We start from the raw sequence: 16,658 nt of genomic DNA, 5'->3' as shown, positions 1-16,658 counted from the left end.
CCGAGACTTCACCCTTCGCGTCGCTTCTCTCCTCAGGATCGCATCATGAGCGGACCATCCACCTACCAGCCGACCAATCCCGCCCTGCAGTGGATCGAACGGCGTTTGCCGATCCTCGGGCTGATGCACTCGTCTTTCGTGGTGTATCCGACACCGCGCAACCTGAACTACTGGTGGACGTTCGGCGGCATCCTGTCGTTCATGCTCGGGGTGCAGATCATCACCGGCGTCATCCTGGCGATGCACTACACGCCGGAATCCACGCTGGCCTTCAACTCGGTCGAGGCCATCGTCCGTGACGTGAACTACGGCTGGCTGCTGCGCTACCTGCATTCCAACGGCGCTTCGATGTTCTTCATCGCCGTGTACATCCACATGTTCCGCGGCCTCTATTACGGGTCGTACAAGGAGCCGCGCGAAATCCTCTGGATCCTCGGCGTGATCATCTACCTCTTGATGATGGCGACCGGCTTCATGGGCTACGTGCTGCCGTGGGGCCAGATGAGCTTCTGGGGCGCCACCGTCATCACCAACCTGTTCTCCGCCATTCCCTACGTCGGCGACAGCATCGTGACCTTGCTGTGGGGCGGCTACTCGGTCGGCAACCCGACCCTGAACCGCTTCTTCTCGCTGCATTACCTGCTGCCCTTCGTGATCGCCGGCGTCGTCGTGCTGCACGTCTGGGCGCTGCATGTGGCCGGCCAGAACAACCCGGCCGGCGTCGAGCCGAAGACCGAGAAGGACACCGTGCCGTTCACGCCCTACGCGACCATCAAGGATGGTTTCGGCATGGTGTGCTTCATGATCTTCTTCGCCTGGTTCGTGTTCTACGTGCCGAACTACCTCGGCGACCCCGACAACTACATCCCGGCCAATCCCGGCGTGACCCCTGCGCACATCGTGCCGGAATGGTACTACCTGCCGTTCTACGCGATCCTGCGCTCGATCCCGAGCAAGCTCGGCGGCGTGATCGCCATGTTCGGCGCCATCATCGTGCTGGCGTTCCTGCCCTGGCTCGACAACGCCAAGACGCGCTCGTCGCGCTATCGCCCGATCGCCAAGCAGTTCTTCTGGATCTTCGTGGTGGTGTGCATCGTGCTCGGCTGGCTCGGCGGCAAGCCGGCGGAAGGCATCTACATCATCGCCGGCCGCGTGCTGACGTTCTGCTACTTCGCCTACTTCCTGATCGTGCTGCCGATCCTCAGCAAGGTCGAGAAGCCCCGCGCCCTGCCGAACTCGATCGCCGACGACGTGCTCGCCAGCTACGGCAAGAAGGCCGCCTCCGCGATTGTCGCGCTGGTGCTGGCCGGCGGCCTGATCGCCGGCGGCATGCAGGACGCCCGGGCCCAGGAGCATGGCGGCAACCTGCCGCCGTCGCAGAGCTGGTCGTTCGCCGGTCCGTTCGGCAAGTTCGACCGCGGCGCGCTGCAGCGCGGCTACAAGGTCTACAAGGAAGTCTGCTCGACCTGCCACTCGATGAACCTGCTGCACTTCCGCAACCTCGCGGATGAGGGCGGCCCCGGCTTCACCGCGGCACAGGCGCTCGCCGTCGCGTCGGAATACAAGGTGCAGGACGGTCCCAACGATGCCGGCGACATGTTCGAGCGTCCCGGCCGTCTTGCCGACAAGTTCCCGGCGCCGTTCGCCAACGAGAACGCCGGCCGTGCCGCCAATGGCGGCGCATATCCGCCCGACCTGTCGCTGATGGCCAAGGCGCGCAACTACGATCGCGGCTTCCCGCAGTTCATCTTCGACTTCTTCACCCAGTTCCAGGAGAAGGGCCCGAACTACATCGACGCCCTGCTGCAGGGTTACGTCGATCCGCCGCCGGCCGACTTCAAGCTGCCGGACGGCGCCTACTACAACACGTACTTCCCCGGCCACGCCATCAAGATGCCGAAGCCGCTCTCCGACGATCAGGTGACCTATGACGACGGTTCGCCGCAGAAGGTCGCGCAGTACGCCAAGGACGTTTCGACCTTCCTGATGTGGACCGCCGAACCGCACCTCGAGGCGCGCAAGCGGCTCGGCTTCCAGGTCATGTTCTTCCTCGTGATCTTCGCCGGCCTGATGTACTACACAAAGAAGAAAGTCTGGGCCAACGCCCACTGATTTGCGAAGGATATCCTTCCAGAAGGGCCCCGGTGGGGCCCTTCTTCTGTTTGTGCCCCGGGTGCGCACAGGCCATGGATTCTCCGGGACCCCTTGATTAGAGTTCCGCCAAAGGCGGGAATCGCGCGTCTGGTTGGCAGCACGTACCTCCACGCTCACAGGGGGACGCATGGCCGCGACGCAGGGGCAGGGGATCGACGACATCCTTCTGAACATCAGCCCGACCGGGCAGTCGGCGCTTGGCCTGGTGCTGGCGCTGATCATGTACGGCGTGGCGCTCGACCTGCGGGTGGCCGATTTCGTTGCCGTGTTCCGGCGCCCGGCGGCGCCGCTGGCCGGCCTCGTGGCGCAGCTGCTGGTGCTGCCGGCGGTGACCTGGGCGATCACCATGGCGCTGCAGCCGCGGCCCTCCATCGCGCTCGGCATGATGGTGGTGGCGGCCTGTCCCGGCGGCAATATCTCCAACCTGATCACCCACATGGCGCGCGGCAACACCGCGCTGTCGGTGTCGATGACCGGGCTCTCCAGCCTGCTCGCGGTGGTGACCACGCCGCTCAACATCCTATTCTGGGCCGGGCTCAATCCCCACACCGCCGCCCTCCTGCGCCAGGTCAGCGTCGAGCCGCTCTCCTTTATCGGTTCGACCGTGCTGCTGCTGGGCGTGCCCATGGTCGCCGGCCTGCTCACGGTGCGCTATCTGCCGCGCCTGGCGGACCGGCTGCGGCGGCCGCTGCAGATCCTGGCTTTCGTGTTCCTGATCGGCTTCATCGTCGCCGCCACCGCCAGCAACTGGCGCTACATCACGGTGTTCGCGCAGTCTGTGCTGCCGTTCGTGGTGCTGCACAACGCCGTGGCGGTGGGGCTCGGCTGGGGCGCCGCGCGGGTGCTGCGGCTGGACGAGGCCGACACCCGCGCGCTGACCATCGAGGTCAGCATGCACAATTCCGGGCTCGGCCTGGCGCTGATTCTCAACCAGTTCGACGGGCTCGGCGGCGCCGCTCTGGTCGCCGCAGGCTGGGGCGTCTGGCACCTGGTATCAGGCTGGGCGCTGGCTGCGTGGTGGAAGCGGCGCGATCCCGCGTCCGCACGTGAACAGGGGGCAGCATGAACGACCTGAGTGCGACACCGCGCGGCGTGCTGGTGACCGGCGCCGCCGGCTTCATCGGCAGCGCATTGCTGCGCGAACTGGCGGGGATGCCGGACGCCGGGGTCACGGCGCTGGACCTGCGCGAGGTCGCAGGCGGCGACCGTATCGCCGGCATTGCTTATGAGACCGCCGACATCCGCGCGGAGCGGTTGAAGGAGATCGTCGCCCGGGTGGGGCCGCGCACGGTGGTGCATCTGGCCTCGGTGGTCGCGGTCGGCGGCGACCCGCGGCGTGACTACGAGATCGACGTGCTCGGCACCCGCAACGTGCTGGAAGCCTGCCTCGCCGCCGGCGTCGAGCATCTGATCGTCACCTCGAGCGGCGCCGCCTACGGCTACCACGCCGACAATCCGGTGCCGCTGCGCGAGAGCGATCCGCTGCGTGGCAATGCGGACTTCCCCTATGCCAGCAACAAGCGCGAGGTCGAGGAGATGCTGGCGCGCTGGCGCACCGAGCATCCGCAACTGCGCCAGACAGTGTTCCGGCCGTGCACCGTGCTGGGACCTTCCACTGACAACCAGATCACCGCGATGTTCGAACGCCCGGCGGTGATCGGTCTCAGCGGCACCGCGACGCCGTTCTCGCTGATCGCCGACAGCGACGTGGTGGCGGCGCTGGCGCAGGCGGTGCGCGACGGCCGCGGCGGCGTCTACAATCTGGCCGGCGATGGCACGCTAAGCCTGCGCGAGATCGCCCGCCTCAACGGCAAGCCGTATCTTCCAATCCCGCCAGCCGTGCTGAAGGGCGTGCTGTGGCTGCTGCAGACCCTGCGGCTGAGCAAGCTCGGTCCGGGCAACGTCAAGTTCATCCAGTACCGGCCGGTGCTCGACAACAGCAGGCTGAAGACCGAGTTCGGCTACACGCCGCGCTTCGACGCCCGCGCCGTGTTCGAGCGCTACCGCGACGGCCGCAGGGAGCGATCCTCATGAGCTACCTCGTGATCGGCGCCGGACCGGCGGGCCTCACGGCACTACGCAGCCTGAAGGAGGCCGGCCTTGCGGCGCAGGCCGTGGAGCAGAACGCCGATGTCGGCGGCCAGTGGCTGTATGGCGCCGAGTCCAGCGCGGTCTATGCCTCGACCCACCTGATCTCGTCGAAACGCACCACGGCGTTCGCCGACTTTCCCATGCCGGAGGACTGGCCGGCTTATCCCAACCATGCCCAGGTGCTGGATTATCTGCGGGCCTATGCCCGGCATTTCGATCTCTATCCGCATATCCGCTTCAACACCGGTCTGCGCGCGCTGACCCGGCAGGGCACCGGTTGGCGCGCCGCCTTCAGCGACGGCAGCAGCGCCGACTATGCCGGCGTCATCATCGCCAATGGCCATCTCAGCGATCCCTGATCCCGGCCACTGCCGGCGCCTTCGACGGGCCGGTGATGCACGCCAAGGACTACAAGACCGCGGATATCTTCGAGGGCAAGCGCGTGCTGGTGGTCGGCATGGGCAACACCGGCTGCGATATCGTGGTGGATGCCGTGCACCGCGCGAAGCAGGTGTTTTGGAGCGTGCGCGGCGGCAATCATTTCGTGCCGAAATTTCTCGCCGGCAAGCCGGCCGACGAGGGCAACCACAGACCGCGCCGCTTCATCATTCCGAAATGGCTGCGCGCGCGACTGCACGAACCAATCCTGCGCTTCGTCGTCGGCCCGCCGGAACGCTTCGGCCTGCCGAAGCCGGCGCACCGGCTGTACGACCGCACGCCGATCGTCAATTCACTGGTGCTGCAGCATCTCGGCCAGGGCGACGTCAAGCTGCGGCCGCCGATCCGCGCCTTCGACGGGCAATCGGTGGTGTTCGCCGACGGCCGCTCCGACGAGGTCGACCTGGTGCTGCTGGCGACCGGCTATCGCATCACCTTTCCGTTCCTTGACGATCTCCGTCCGCTCGACTGGCAGGATGCGGCGGGCGCGCCAAAGCTGTTCATGAACATCTTTCCGCGTGAGGATAACGGCCTGTTCGTCGCCGGCCTGCTGGAAGGCGCCGGCGTTGGCTGGGAAGGGCGCGCGCTGCAGGCGCGGGTGATCGCCGCCTATCTTGGCGCCCGGGCGGCGCGGCCCGAGGCTGCCGCGGCGTTGCGTCAGGACATCACCAGTTGGTTCCAGAAACCGGCAGCTCGGGATGGCGGCGCGCACGGCCTGTTCGTGGATTTTCTCGCTTACAAGCGCGACCTGCAGCGCCTGCTCGCCCGGTTGAGTTGACACGGAGAGCGCCTATAAGTTTGCCTACCAAACATCTCAGCGGAGGACGTCATGGGCACATCGATCAGTTTCAAGCGGCCGGATGGCAAGGAAGCCCATGGCTATCTCGCCAATGCCGCCACCGGCAATGCGCCGGGCGTGGTGGTGATCCAGGAATGGTGGGGCCTGTCGGAACAGATCAAGGGCCTCGCCGACCGCTTCGCGCTGGCCGGCTTCGACGCGCTGGCACCGGATCTCTACAACGGCGTGGTGGTGCCCTATCACGACACGGACGCCGCCAACAAGGAAATGGGCTCGCTGGATTTCATTGACGCCACCGCCCAGACCGTGCGCGGCGCGGCGCAGTATCTGGCGCGTAACGGCGCCAAGGTCGGCCTCACCGGCTTCTGCCTCGGCGGCGCGGTGACCATCATCGGTGCTGCGAAGATTCCCGAGCTGGGCGCCGCCGTGGCGTTCTACGGCATCCCGCCGGAGCAGGCCGCGAAACCTTCCGACATCAAGGTGCCGCTGCAGGGCCATTTCGCCAGCCGCGACGACTGGTGCACCCCGGCGGTGGTCGACGGCTTTGAGGCCGGCCTGAAGGCCGCCGGCAAGACCGCCGAGTTCTTCCGCTACGAGGCCGACCACGCCTTCGTCAACGAACAGCGCGCCAGCGTGCATGACCGCGAAGCCGCCGAACTGGCCTGGGGCCGGGCGACGGCGTTCTTCAAGAAGCACCTGGGGTAAGGGAGCCGCGCATCGCATGCTGATCCGCCGTGCCCTTCTTGAGGACGCCGCCTCGGCATGCGATGCGCCGCTCCATCGCCGAGCTTTGCAGCGCCGATCATCAGGATGATCCGGAGATCCTGCGGCGCTGGCTCGCCAACAAGACGCCGCAACATTGGGCGGAATGGCTCGCTTATGAGGCCAACACGGTTTTCGTCGCCGTGGACGACGAAACGGTGCTCGCCGTCGGCGTGGTCAAGAACGACGGCGAGATTACCTGCAACTACGTCTCGCCGGATGCGCTATTCAAGGGTGTCAGCAAGGCCATGCTGGCGCAGCTCGAGGCTACGGCACGCGGGTTCGGCCACGACTCCTGCAACCTCGTGAGCACCGAAACGGCGCGCCGGTTCTATCTCGCCTGCGGTTACGAGCAGGTAGGGATCCCCGATGGCAAGTTCGGCACCGCTGGGGCCTATCCGATGCTGAAGCGGCTGGTCCGCGACTGACGCGCTGGCCGTTTCCTGCTATGCTTGCAGCAAGGGCATAAGAGGAGTCGACCATGATCGTCTCTAAACTGGGTGACAGCCTGATCGTCCGCCTATCCGACGACGACGTTAAGACGTTGGGCCTGAAGGAGGGCGACATCGTTCAGGTCAAGCCGCTGGACGTTACACCAGCGCGCCTGACCGACCCGGCTGAGCGTAAGGCCGCGCTGGACCGGTTGGAGCGTTTTCGCGGGATGATGCCGGCTGATTTAAAGTTCAATCGCGACGAGGCGAATGAGCGTTAGCTTCTTCGATTCGAACGTTCTGTTGTATCTGGCGTCAGACGAACCAGACCGAGTTCTTCGCGTGCGCCAGCTCGTTGACAGCGGTGGCATCATCAGCGTCCAGATTCTGAACGAAATGACAAGCGTGTCGCGCCGAAAGTTTGGCATGTCCTGGTCTGAAACCAGGGCGCTGCTTACTGAGATGCGGGATCTATTGGCGATCGTTCCGCTGACACCAGAGATCCATGAATCGGGCATCCGCCTCGCTGAGCGCTACGGGTTTGCCGTCTACGACAGCTTCATCGTCGCGGCGGCGCTGGCTGCCGACTGCGATACGCTATGGTCCGAGGATATGCAGAACGGCATGCTGGTCGAAGGCAGATTGCGGATCGCCAATCCGTTCAGGGCATAAGGCACGCTCTCCATGAGAATCGACGAGGCGTTGCCGCCTGACTTCACCATCTCCGACCTGCGCGACTGCCCCGAATTCTTCGATACCGTTGCCGACCGGATCTGGCAGGCGTGGTGGAAGCGACACGGTGTCCCGCTGGCCTATAGCGTCGGGCGGCTGCGTGAGAACATGACAGGACGGGGGCTGCCGCTGGCGCTCGTGGCCCACCGCGCCGGCCAGTTCGCCGGCACTGCGTCGCTGATCACATCGGATCTGGACGAACGGCCGGCCTATACGCCGTGGGTGGCCGCGGTCTGGACCGAACCGGAGTTTCGCGGCCAGGGCATTGCCCCGGCCTTGATCGCGCGGGCCGCCGCCGCGGGCTTTGCCGCCGGCTTCCCGCGCATCTACCTCTGCGCCGCGAAGCCGCGCCGTGTTTTCTACGAAAGGCTGGGCTGGACCCCGCTCGAGGACGATGTCGGGGATCTCCAGCTCACTATCTTCGTGAAGGAGGGGCTGAGGAAGTGCCGGGTGGCCCACAAAACCCGCTTCGGTCGCCTTGACACCGGCCCTCCCGCCATGGTGTTTTGCCGCCATGAACACCGTCGTCCGCAACAGCCGTCTCTGGTGGCGCACCTCCTGAAGAGGTGGCCGGTGCGATTTTATCTTTTTCAATCGTCGGGGGCCGCCATCGCAGTGCGACGGCCCTTTGTTCGTTTGTCCTGTGTGGCGCTCCTCGCTCAAGTCTCCTAAGAGGACACCATGAACAGGACGGTTTTTCCCTTCCCGCCGACAGCCAGTACCAGACCGCCGGGGGCCTCAAGGTCGCCCGCCACGTCGCCACCTTTACCGGCGGCACGGCGCTCGACGACCTGATCGAGCTATTGGACCGCCGCCGCGGCGTGGTGCTGTCCTCGGGCACCACCGTGCCCGGCCGCTACGAGAGTTTCGATCTCGGCTTTTCCGGTCCGCCGCTGCTGCTGGAGACCACCGGCGCCGATTTCACCGTCACCGCGCTGAACAAGCGCGGCCAGGTGCTGATCGCCTTCCTGGGCGACAGCCTGCGCGATCCCTGCCTGGTGATCAGCGAACGCACCGCGGTCCGCCTCAAGGGCCACATCGTCCGCGGCGAGGCCCCGGTCGACGAGGACCAGCGCACCCGTCGGGCCTCTGTGATGTCGCTGGTGCGCGAGATGGTGGCGCAGCTGTTCTCGTCGGCCGATCCGATGCTCGGCCTGTATGGCGCCTTCGCGTATGATCTGGTGTTCCAGATGGAAGACTTGCGACAGAAGCGCGCGCGCGAGGCCGACCAGCGCGACATCGTGCTGTATCTGCCAGACCGGTTGCTGGCCTATGACCGCGCCACCGGGCGCGGCGTGACGCTGTCCTACGACTTCACCTGGAAGGACCGTTCGACCCGCGACCTGCCGCGCGACACGCCGGAGCAGGGCTACAACAAGCAGCCGCGCCAGGGCTTTTCCGACCACGCCCCCGGCGACTATCAGCGCACCGTGGAAACCGCGCGCGCCGCCTTTGCCCGCGGCGACCTGTTCGAGGCGGTGCCCGGTCAATTGTTCGCCGAACCCTGCGAACGCTCGCCGGCGGAGGTGTTCCAGCGGCTCTGCGTCATCAACCCGTCGCCCTATGGCGCGCTGATGAATCTCGGCGACGGCGAGTTCCTGGTCGCGGCATCGCCCGAGATGTTCGTGCGCTCCGACGGCCGGCGCATCGAGACCTGCCCGATCTCCGGCACCATTGCCCGTGGCGTCGATGCCATCGGCGACGCCGAGCAGATCCGGCAATTGCTGAATTCGGAAAAGGACGAATTCGAACTCAACATGTGCACCGACGTCGACCGCAACGACAAGGCGCGGGTCTGCGTGCCCGGCTCGATCAAGGTGCTGGCGCGCCGCCAGATCGAGACCTACTCAAAGCTGTTTCACACCGTCGACCATGTCGAGGGCATGCTGCGGCCGGGCTTCGATGCGCTGGATGCGTTCCTGACTCATGCCTGGGCCGTCACCGTCACCGGCGCGCCGAAGAAGTGGGCGATGCAGTTCGTCGAGGACAATGAGCGCTCGAGCCGCCGCTGGTACGCCGGCGCGATCGGCGCTGTCACTTTCGACGGCGGCCTCAACACCGGCATCACCATCCGCACCATCCGCATGAAGGACGGCCTCGCCGAAGTCCGCGTCGGCGCGACGCTGCTGTTCGACAGCGATCCAGTTGCCGAAGAGAAGGAATGCCAGACCAAGGCCGCGGCCCTGTTTCAGGCCCTGCGTGGCGACGCGCCAAAACCGCTGTCGTCGTTCGCGCCGGATGCCTCCGGCTCCGGCAAGAAGGTGCTGCTGATCGACCACGACGACAGCTTTGTCCATATGCTCGCGGACTACTTCCGCCAGGTCGGCGCCAGCGTAACGGTGGTGCGCTACATCCATGCACAGAGCGTGCTGAACCGTGAAAAGTTCGACCTGCTGGTGCTGTCGCCGGGGCCGGGCCGGCCCGAGGATTTCGGCATCAAGGCCACCATCGATACCGCGCTCGAGAAGGATCTGCCGGTGTTCGGCGTCTGCCTCGGCGTGCAGGCGATCGGCGAGTATTTCGGCGGCGTGCTGGGCCAGCTTGCGCAGCCCGCGCATGGCCGGCCGTCGCGCGTTCAGACCCGCGGCGGCAAGCTCATGCAGGGCCTGCCCAACGAAATCGTCATCGGCCGCTATCATTCGCTGTTCGTCGAGCAGGACAGCATGCCCGCGGTGCTCACCGTCACCGCCACCACCGACGACGGCGTCGCCATGGCGCTCGAACACAAGACGCTGCCGGTCGGCGGCGTGCAGTTTCACCCGGAATCGCTGATGTCGCTGGGCGGCGACGTCGGCCTGCGCATCGTCGAGAACGCGTTCCGGCTCGGCCGCAACCTCAACTAACCTGCAATCCACTGAAAGACGTCGATGACACCTGAACTCGAACACGATCTCAAAGCCTCGGTCCGCACCATCGCGGACTATCCCAAGCCGGGCATCCTGTTTCGCGATATCACCACGCTGCTGGGCGATGCCCGCTCGTTCCGCCGCGCGGTGGATGAGCTGGTGCAGCCCTGGGCCGGGCTGAAGATCGACAAGGTGGCCGGCATCGAGGCGCGCGGCTTCATCATCGGCGGCGCCATCGCGCACCAGCTCTCGGCGGGCTTCGTGCCGATCCGCAAGAAGGGCAAGCTGCCGCACACCACTGCGCGGATCGCCTATTCGCTGGAATACGGCCTCGACGAAATGGAAATCCATGTCGACGCCATCAAGCCCGGCGAGCGCGTCATTCTGGTGGACGACCTGATCGCCACCGGCGGCACTGCCGAAGGCGCGGTCAAGCTGATCCGCCAGATCGGCGCCGAAGTGATCGCGGCCTGTTTCATCATCGACCTGCCGGACATCGGCGGCGCCGCAAAACTGCGCGCCATGGGCGTGCCGGTGCGCACGCTGATGGCGTTCGACGGGCATTGAGACCACGCTCAGCTGTCGTCACCCGGCCTGCGCGCAATTGCGCGCCAGGACCGGGTGCCCCAGTAAGCGGCACCGCCGGTGATCGTCTCGAACCACGCGGAATACTGGGTCGCCCGCTTTCGCGGGCGATGACAGCTGTGAATGGTGCTACGAACTCTGCAGCAGCAGCCGCAACTCGATCTCGCGAAAGCTGAAATAGTTGGCGCGGATCCACTGGTGCAGTTCGGTGGAGGAATCCTGTTCCGAACGCAGGTAGCCGGTGAATGAGAATGTCAGCCGGTCGATATAGGTCTTCAGGAACACCGGCAGCGCGGCGATGCGCAGCACCCGGCCCCTGGCATAGGCGGCGGGCAATTCGCCGCGCAGCACGTGTTCATTGTCGATGGTGATCAAAGCGGCGGGCGGGATCTGCTCCTGTAGCATCGCATAAGCGCGTGCCGAGGTGCGGTCGGTGTCGGCGATGAACAGGATGATCGGGCTGATGCCGCGCCGCGCCGCCTCCTTCATGAAGCCGATCTCGGCGGTCATGCGGAAGAATTCATCGAAGGCGTGGTAGCCGAGGTCGATCACCTTGGCGATGTCGTCATTGACGATCAGGCGGTCCATCAGCGCCATCTTGCCGAAGGTGTCGTCGACCTCGGCGGTCTCGGTCAGCTTCGGCAGGTAGTCGAGCAGCGACGGTTCTTTCAGGTTGATGTCGAACGCCGTCACGCCGCCCCGCTGCAGCAGCAGGAATTCGCTCAGCAGTCGCGCCAGCAGCGTCTTGCCGACGATCGGGCGCGGGGAGCAGATGATGTAGACGGGCGTACGGCGCATGGCGGCAATATAGGGGACGGATCGGGTTTGTAGATGGAGAAAATCCGCCGGGGCGCCGCGGTGGTTTCACCTCTCCCCGAAGGGCGGGGCGAGGTGAAGAAGCCTACTTCTCGCCGGGGCGGGTGGCACCCGGCTTGTCGTTGACGAGGTCGGTCAGCTTGATGCGGTCGAATTCGCTCCAGACATTGGCCAGCCAGTGCCGGACATAGCCGCGCAGCACGAAGGAGTAGTTGGCGGCCTCGTCGTTGACGCCCTTGTTGGCGACGAATTTCAGGAACGGCACCGAAGACACTTCGACCTGCTCATAGGCCATCTCGTTGAGCTTCGGGATGGTGATCTCGACGGCGTCCTTGATGCGGTGGAAGTAGGAATTGTAGGTCGCCTGGTCCCATTCGAAGAAGCTGGTGTTGTTGATGAAGTTCTTCACCAGGAAGTATTTGGCGCCGTTCATGAAGCCGGCGGTCTCGGCGATCTCGTCCAGGGAGGCGATCGACGGGCCGAGGATGTGGAACACGGCGAAGGTGATCTGGCCGGATTTGGCGGCGTCGAGGAAACCGATGTCGCGCAGATTGGCGAGCGCCGTGGAGAGCAGGCCGGCGCGGACGTCGATCACGGTCACAGAGGGCGCGGAGGAGTTGAGCGTATCGAAGATCTTCATCTGGTCGGACGTGGTCGTCATGTCGACGATCTGGGTGATGTCCGGATGGAAGCGCTTCAGGGTGCCGCGCGGCGACTCGGTGTCAAAGGCGCGGGTCGGCACGTTGTTGGCGCTGAAATAATCCAGCACCGTGCGCGACACCGTGGTCTTGCCGACGCCGCCCTTGTCCGCGCCGACCACAATCACTGCTGGTTTAGCCATGAAATCCCCTACGACCTGAATTGATGGGAGCGCGCCAACGGTCCCGCGCGACTCGACCGCGCCGACACTAGCCCATGCCTGCTTTGGGCGCGAACATGGCAGAAACAAGGGAGATTTCAATCGCCTGGCGGCGCAGGTCCCCGGAATTGTGGGGTGGGGCCGTTACCCCAGGTTCGGTTGTCATCCCCCGCGAAAGCGGGTGACCCAGTACACGCAGGCCGGAGTTGACTGGGTCCCCGGTCCTGGCGCGCAATTGCGCGCAGGCCGGGGGACGACAGGAGCGTATGGGACGTCGGTCGGCCTCACCCATGCCTGCCCCACGGTCCCTCCGCGGTGGCCGGCGGCGTTCCTGCCGGCTCCCCGGCGTCGCTCCACGGGCCAGATTGCGGGGCGGGCGCTTCGGTATCCGATGGCAGGGCCAGCCGGCCGGGGTCGTGCCCCCGGCGAATTTCATCAGAGCGGCGATCCGGGAATCCACCGAGGGATGGGTGGCGAACAGATCGGCAAACCCTTCGCGGGGATTGTCGAGACACATTTCCATCACCGCCGAGGTGGCGCCCGGCAACTCGCCGCGGTTCTCGATTTTTCGCAAGGCGCGGATCATGGCGTCGGGGTTCTTGGTCAGTTCCACCGAACCGGCATCGGCCAGAAACTCGCGCGAGCGCGACAGCGCCAGCCGCACCACCAGCGACAGCGCCCAGGCCAACGCGATCAATACCACCGCGAGAATGATGACGAAGACGGCACCGCCGCCAGAGCCCTTGCTGTTGTTGTCGGACGACGATGACGACGAGCGCGACGAACGGAAGCCGCCGAAATTCATGCCGGAATTGAAGAACAGCCGGAAGAACAGTTCGGCGGTGAAGCCAACCACGCCGGCAATGATCACCGCCACCACCATCATCTGCACGTCGCCGTTGCGGATATGGGTCAGTTCGTGGCCGAGCACCGCCTCGATCTCATGGTCGTCCAGCGCGGCCAGCAGGCCGGTGGTCACCGTGATGGAATATTGCCGGGGATTGAGCCCGGTGGCGAAGGCGTTACGCGCTTCGGTATCCATGATCTTCAGTTTCGGCATCGGAATGCCGCGCGAGATGCACAGGTTCTCCAGCAGATTGTACAGCCGCGGCTGCTCCTGCCGCGTCACCTCCGTCCCGCCGGTGATGGCGTCGATCATGTTCTGGTGGAAGAAATAGGCAATCACGACCCACAGCGCCGCGCCGATGGTGGCGTAGGGCAGTGCCCTGATCAGATCGCGGGTCGCGGCATTGAGATAATACGACACAGAGCCATCGCTGTTGATCGCTACCTCGGCGATCAGCGCGCCGGCGAACACCATCACATAGATCAGCAGGAACAGACCGCCGAGCAGCAGCATCGAACGGGTCTTGTTCGCGGCGATGTGGGTGTAGAGACCGTAGGCGGCCATGAGATTTCCACTTGGATGAAACGCTGTCGCTCCCTCCCCTTGCGGGGAGGGTGGCCGGCCCTCTTGGGCCGGTCGGGTGGGGGCCACAAACTCTGGAGCCCGCGGCACCCCCACCCCGGCCTCCGCTTCGCTCGGCCGACCCTCCCCGCAAGGGGAGGGCTTCCGCGAGCGCAGTGCTGAATTAGAACTTCACCTGCGGCACGGTTTCGACCTGCGCGCGGCTTTCGCCGAGATCGAAGAATTGCTTCGGCGTGAAGCCGAAGGTGCCGGCGAACAAAGCGGCGGGCATCTGCTGGATGCCGGTGTTGTATTCCTGGACCGCATTGTTGAAGAAGCGGCGGCTGGCGGCGATCTTGTTCTCGATATCGGACAGCTCGGACTGCAACTGCTGGAAGTTGGCATTGGCCTTGAGGTCGGGATAGGCCTCCGACAGCGCGATCAGTTTGCCCAGCGCGCCGGACAGCTGGTTCTCGGCGGCGCCGATCTGCGCCGGGCCCTGCGCCGACATGGCGGCGTTGCGCGCCTTGATGACGTCGTCGAGGGTGCCGCGCTCATGCGCTGCATAGCCCTTCACGGTCTCGATCAGGTTGGGGATCAGGTCGTGGCGCTGCTTGAGCTGCACGTCGATGTCGGCAAACGACTGATTGACGCGCTGGCTCAGCGCCACCAGCCGGTTGTAGGCAGCAAAGGCGAAGAACACGAGAACAACGAGGACGCCAAGGACAATCCAGCCGGTCGACATGTGGCAACTCCCGATAGAGATCAATGCCGCAGCCTAGCCGAAAATTGCGGCACAGGGCAGGGGCCGCGGACGATGCGGCGAGCATTGGTCGGTGCGGGAGATCGATTAGTTCAAAAGCGCGCCCAGGCGAGGGCGATCGCTGAGCTCTGTCGCTTGCCCTCACCTGGAACCGAGCTTGCGTCCGGCTCCGACCTCTCCCGCAAGCGGGAGAGGTGAAGAAACAATCGAACCTACGGCTTGGCCATATGCCAGGCGCCGTTGAGAAACCCGTCGCCGTTGATATCGCCGGGGGCCATGTCCCTCTTGAAGGTGTAGAGCGGCTTGCCCTTGTAGGCCCACATCTTCTTGCCGTCGTCGCGCACCACGACGGTCATGTCGGCGGTCGGCTTGGCATCGTCGGCGGCCAGCAGCGCCGGCCAGTTTTCCGCGCAAGGGCCGTTGCACATGGACTTGCCGCCGGCATCCTTGTCGAAAGTGTAGAGCGTCATGCCCTTGGCGTCGACGAAGGTCTTGCCCTTGGCAGTGTCGGCGGTCTTCAGCATCTGCGCCGAGGCGGCGGACGCGCTGAGCATGAGAGTCAAAGCCGCGATCGCGGCAAATGTCCTGGACATGGCAACGTACTCCTGATGGATTTGATGGGGACGCGGTTGCGTCACAGAACAAACGCCGGGGCGGCGGGATTATTCCACCTTGCCCAACACTCAACTGTCATCGCCCGGCCTGGCGCGCACTTGCGCGCCGGGCCGGGCGACCCAGTAGACGCCGGCATTTGTGAATGAGCCGTGGCGGTGCCGGATACTGGGTCCCCGCATGCGCGGGGACGACAACGGAGTGCGGGAAGACAGCGGCGCGCTAGATCTAGTCCAACACCGCGTCGCCCCAGTCGATCTTGCGGAATTTTGCATAGGCCGCCTTGTCGCGGCGTGGTGCGGTGGTGATCGCGAGACCTGCGGCTGTGCAGAGCTTTGCGGTGATGGCGACCTTGGTCATGACCGGTTGCGCCAGCACGCGCGACGGCCGCATCGTCATCGGCGTGCGCGACAGCGCGACATAGATAAATTTTTCGTCCTCATAGGGAAGTTCTGCGGACTTGAGTTGTTTATGCACGCGGGAGCGTTGCAGGCGCTGGGTGAAATGGCACCAGTCCGGCTGGTGCAGCGGACACGCTTGGTCATGGGGGCATGGTGCGATCACCTGCGCACCGGCCGCGATCAGCCGTGCGCGCGCATCGAGGATGCGCTGCCAGCCGGCCGGCGTGCCGGGCTCGACGATGACAAGCGTGTCCAGCGTCTTCGCCCAGGCCCGGTCGATGAATATGGCGCGCTGCGCATCGGTCAACTCGTTGATCACATAGCTGGCGATCACCAGATCAGCCGGCGCTGCGTCGTCGAGTTTGGCGACGGCGTCGCCGAGTGTGTAGTTGCTGGCTGCGAGACGATGGCTGTGCCGGACGAGATCCAGCGCCAGCGTGCGCAGCGCCGGATTGGCATCGAGCAGCGCGAAGGCATTCAGCGACGCGAATGCTTCGGCTGCCGCCCAGGTCGCGGTGCCCGGCCCGGCGCCGCAATCGAGCAGGGTGCGCGGCGCGAAGTCCGGGCGGACCTGCTGCAGCGCATTGAGGCTGGCGATGACGGCGGCAAACGTCGCCGGCATCCGCGCCAGCGCATAGGCCAGTGCATCGGTCTCGGAGCGGATCGCGGTGGAGCCGCCGCCGGATCGGTAGGTCTTTGAGATGGCATCCGAGCGCGCCGCCGCGTCGTTGCGCGACAGGCCGTGCAGTTTCGTATTGAGAGCTGCGGTGAGTTCGGCGGGCAGGTCGGGGGCGGTCATCGCAACAGAGCGCCCTTCTTTTCCCTCCCCCAAAGCGCAGCGAAGCTGCGCGTGGTGGGGAGGGTGGCCCGGCGAAGCGTAGCGAAGCCGGGTCGGGTGGGGGTGGTGTAGCATAGTCAATAGAGGGCGGGGCGCCCCCCACCCCGGCCTCCACTTCAGCAA

16 protein-coding genes and 2 pseudogenes are annotated in these 16,658 nt (G+C 65.4%); 12 read left to right on the top strand and 6 right to left on the bottom strand.

All coding sequences use genetic code 11. From position 1 onward, the window contains the following. Positions 1-45 precede the first annotated feature (45 nt). The 12 genes and pseudogenes from ONR75_RS29440 to ONR75_RS29385 all read left to right on the top strand — a co-directional run bounded on the left by ONR75_RS29440 (position 46) and on the right by ONR75_RS29385 (position 10,820). Positions 46-2,112: a cytochrome c1 gene (locus tag ONR75_RS29440; RefSeq protein ID WP_265080358.1), complete on the top strand. Its 2,067-nt coding sequence runs from the start codon at positions 46-48 to the stop codon at positions 2,110-2,112. A gap of 169 nt (positions 2,113-2,281) precedes the next feature. Then, positions 2,282-3,220 (top strand): bile acid:sodium symporter family protein, encoded by a 939-nt coding sequence (locus tag ONR75_RS29435; protein WP_265080357.1) that lies wholly within the window; start codon positions 2,282-2,284, stop codon positions 3,218-3,220. After that, the gene (locus ONR75_RS29430) at positions 3,217-4,188 is read left to right on the top strand and encodes an SDR family oxidoreductase (protein WP_265080356.1); all 972 of its coding nucleotides are present in this window, start codon (positions 3,217-3,219) and stop codon (positions 4,186-4,188) included. The genes ONR75_RS29435 and ONR75_RS29430 overlap by 4 nt, the downstream gene beginning before the upstream one ends. Further along, complete coding sequence (locus tag ONR75_RS29425; RefSeq protein WP_265080355.1) at positions 4,185-4,604, top strand: NAD(P)-binding domain-containing protein; 420 nt, start codon at positions 4,185-4,187, stop codon at positions 4,602-4,604. Before ONR75_RS29430 ends, ONR75_RS29425 begins: the two co-directional genes overlap by 4 nt. A gap of 35 nt (positions 4,605-4,639) precedes the next feature. Next, on the top strand, positions 4,640-5,461 hold the full coding sequence (locus ONR75_RS29420) for a hypothetical protein (RefSeq protein WP_265083846.1): 822 nt from the start codon (positions 4,640-4,642) through the stop codon (positions 5,459-5,461). Between the two features lie 51 nt (positions 5,462-5,512). Further along, on the top strand, positions 5,513-6,187 hold the full coding sequence (locus ONR75_RS29415) for a dienelactone hydrolase family protein (protein WP_265080354.1): 675 nt from the start codon (positions 5,513-5,515) through the stop codon (positions 6,185-6,187). 62 nt (positions 6,188-6,249) lie between these two features. Further along, on the top strand, positions 6,250-6,672 hold the full coding sequence (locus tag ONR75_RS29410; protein ID WP_320109670.1) for a GNAT family N-acetyltransferase: 423 nt from the start codon (positions 6,250-6,252) through the stop codon (positions 6,670-6,672). A 53-nt stretch (positions 6,673-6,725) separates the two neighbouring features. Beyond that, positions 6,726-6,956 carry an AbrB family transcriptional regulator gene (locus ONR75_RS29405; protein WP_265080353.1) on the top strand — a complete coding sequence of 77 codons (231 nt, stop codon included), beginning with the start codon at positions 6,726-6,728 and terminating at the stop codon, positions 6,954-6,956. Then, positions 6,946-7,347, top strand: coding sequence for a PIN domain-containing protein (locus ONR75_RS29400; protein ID WP_265080352.1), 402 nt, complete (start codon positions 6,946-6,948; stop codon positions 7,345-7,347). Before ONR75_RS29405 ends, ONR75_RS29400 begins: the two co-directional genes overlap by 11 nt. Positions 7,348-7,359: 12 nt before the next feature. Continuing rightward, a complete protein-coding gene (locus tag ONR75_RS29395; RefSeq protein WP_320109669.1) occupies positions 7,360-8,079 on the top strand; it encodes a GNAT family N-acetyltransferase in 720 nt (239 codons plus the stop codon). A gap of 9 nt (positions 8,080-8,088) precedes the next feature. Further along, positions 8,089-10,250: pseudogene (locus ONR75_RS29390) on the top strand (anthranilate synthase component I). Between the two features lie 24 nt (positions 10,251-10,274). Then, complete coding sequence (locus ONR75_RS29385) at positions 10,275-10,820, top strand: adenine phosphoribosyltransferase (RefSeq protein ID WP_265080351.1); 546 nt, start codon at positions 10,275-10,277, stop codon at positions 10,818-10,820. Between the two features lie 147 nt (positions 10,821-10,967). On the opposite strand, the gene ONR75_RS29380 is transcribed toward ONR75_RS29385, so the two are convergent. The 6 genes and pseudogenes from ONR75_RS29380 to ONR75_RS29355 all read right to left on the bottom strand — a co-directional run bounded on the left by ONR75_RS29380 (position 10,968) and on the right by ONR75_RS29355 (position 16,496). Continuing rightward, a complete protein-coding gene (locus ONR75_RS29380; RefSeq protein WP_265080350.1) occupies positions 10,968-11,636 on the bottom strand; it encodes a hypothetical protein in 669 nt (222 codons plus the stop codon). 103 nt (positions 11,637-11,739) lie between these two features. Beyond that, positions 11,740-12,495 (bottom strand): hypothetical protein, encoded by a 756-nt coding sequence (locus ONR75_RS29375; RefSeq protein WP_265080349.1) that lies wholly within the window; start codon positions 12,493-12,495, stop codon positions 11,740-11,742. A 302-nt stretch (positions 12,496-12,797) separates the two neighbouring features. Next, positions 12,798-13,924: pseudogene (locus ONR75_RS29370) on the bottom strand (M48 family metallopeptidase). Between the two features lie 181 nt (positions 13,925-14,105). Next, positions 14,106-14,666 (bottom strand): LemA family protein, encoded by a 561-nt coding sequence (locus ONR75_RS29365; RefSeq protein ID WP_265080348.1) that lies wholly within the window; start codon positions 14,664-14,666, stop codon positions 14,106-14,108. Positions 14,667-14,896: 230 nt separating this feature from the next. Beyond that, positions 14,897-15,277, bottom strand: a complete 381-nt coding sequence (locus ONR75_RS29360) for a hypothetical protein (protein ID WP_265080347.1) — start codon at positions 15,275-15,277, stop codon at positions 14,897-14,899. Positions 15,278-15,524: 247 nt separating this feature from the next. After that, positions 15,525-16,496, bottom strand: a complete 972-nt coding sequence (locus tag ONR75_RS29355) for a small ribosomal subunit Rsm22 family protein (RefSeq protein ID WP_265080346.1) — start codon at positions 16,494-16,496, stop codon at positions 15,525-15,527. Between the last annotated feature and the right edge of the window lie 162 nt (positions 16,497-16,658).

Source organism: Rhodopseudomonas sp. P2A-2r (assembly GCF_026015985.1).
GTDB lineage: Bacteria > Pseudomonadota > Alphaproteobacteria > Rhizobiales > Xanthobacteraceae > Tardiphaga.
The sequence above is the reverse complement of the archived record's forward strand: the minus strand, read 5'-3'. Positions and strand labels throughout refer to the sequence as shown.

Coding starts and splice junctions, on each gene's coding strand:
- ONR75_RS29405 (WP_265080353.1), top strand. CDS start 6,726: ATGATCGTCTCTAAACTGGGTGACAGCCTGATCGTCCGCCTATCCGAC.
- ONR75_RS29420 (WP_265083846.1), top strand. CDS start 4,640: ATGCACGCCAAGGACTACAAGACCGCGGATATCTTCGAGGGCAAGCGC.
- ONR75_RS29425 (WP_265080355.1), top strand. CDS start 4,185: ATGAGCTACCTCGTGATCGGCGCCGGACCGGCGGGCCTCACGGCACTA.
- ONR75_RS29400 (WP_265080352.1), top strand. CDS start 6,946: ATGAGCGTTAGCTTCTTCGATTCGAACGTTCTGTTGTATCTGGCGTCA.
- ONR75_RS29355 (WP_265080346.1), bottom strand. CDS start 16,496: ATGACCGCCCCCGACCTGCCCGCCGAACTCACCGCAGCTCTCAATACG.
- ONR75_RS29375 (WP_265080349.1), bottom strand. CDS start 12,495: ATGGCTAAACCAGCAGTGATTGTGGTCGGCGCGGACAAGGGCGGCGTC.
- ONR75_RS29440 (WP_265080358.1), top strand. CDS start 46: ATGAGCGGACCATCCACCTACCAGCCGACCAATCCCGCCCTGCAGTGG.
- ONR75_RS29435 (WP_265080357.1), top strand. CDS start 2,282: ATGGCCGCGACGCAGGGGCAGGGGATCGACGACATCCTTCTGAACATC.
- ONR75_RS29430 (WP_265080356.1), top strand. CDS start 3,217: ATGAACGACCTGAGTGCGACACCGCGCGGCGTGCTGGTGACCGGCGCC.
- ONR75_RS29360 (WP_265080347.1), bottom strand. CDS start 15,277: ATGTCCAGGACATTTGCCGCGATCGCGGCTTTGACTCTCATGCTCAGC.
- ONR75_RS29380 (WP_265080350.1), bottom strand. CDS start 11,636: ATGCGCCGTACGCCCGTCTACATCATCTGCTCCCCGCGCCCGATCGTC.
- ONR75_RS29365 (WP_265080348.1), bottom strand. CDS start 14,666: ATGTCGACCGGCTGGATTGTCCTTGGCGTCCTCGTTGTTCTCGTGTTC.
- ONR75_RS29410 (WP_320109670.1), top strand. CDS start 6,250: ATGCGCCGCTCCATCGCCGAGCTTTGCAGCGCCGATCATCAGGATGAT.
- ONR75_RS29395 (WP_320109669.1), top strand. CDS start 7,360: ATGAGAATCGACGAGGCGTTGCCGCCTGACTTCACCATCTCCGACCTG.
- ONR75_RS29385 (WP_265080351.1), top strand. CDS start 10,275: ATGACACCTGAACTCGAACACGATCTCAAAGCCTCGGTCCGCACCATC.
- ONR75_RS29415 (WP_265080354.1), top strand. CDS start 5,513: ATGGGCACATCGATCAGTTTCAAGCGGCCGGATGGCAAGGAAGCCCAT.